Below are 334 nucleotides of genomic sequence, written 5' to 3'. Positions count from 1 at the left end.
CGGAAGTCGTCAGAACGGCTTATGACAAAGCAGGCATTGATCCGAGAACCGTCACTTATATAGAAGCGCACGGAACCGGAACGGAGCTTGGCGATCCGGTTGAAATCAACGGCCTGAAATCCGCCTTTCAAAAGCTGTACGAAAAAACAGGCGATCCCGCCGTTTACGCGAGTCACTGCGGTTTGGGATCGGCAAAAACCAATATCGGCCACCTGTCACTGGCAGCCGGTGTCGCGGGTGTGATCAAAGTGCTGATGCAGATGAAGCATAAAACACTTGCAAAAAGCCTCCACAGCGAGGTCATCAACCCGTATATCAAACTGAAAGACAGTCC

Annotated in this window: 1 pseudogene; it reads left to right on the top strand. The window is 51.5% G+C overall.

The window, feature by feature from the left end:
- A pseudogene (locus tag SB658_RS22670) lies at positions 1-334 on the top strand (hypothetical protein); the annotation flags it as partial.

This window comes from Bacillus sp. SIMBA_008, assembly GCF_046535495.1.
In the GTDB taxonomy this organism is placed as follows: domain Bacteria; phylum Bacillota; class Bacilli; order Bacillales; family Bacillaceae; genus Bacillus; species Bacillus subtilis.
This window is presented reverse-complemented; position numbering and strand designations above follow the sequence as displayed.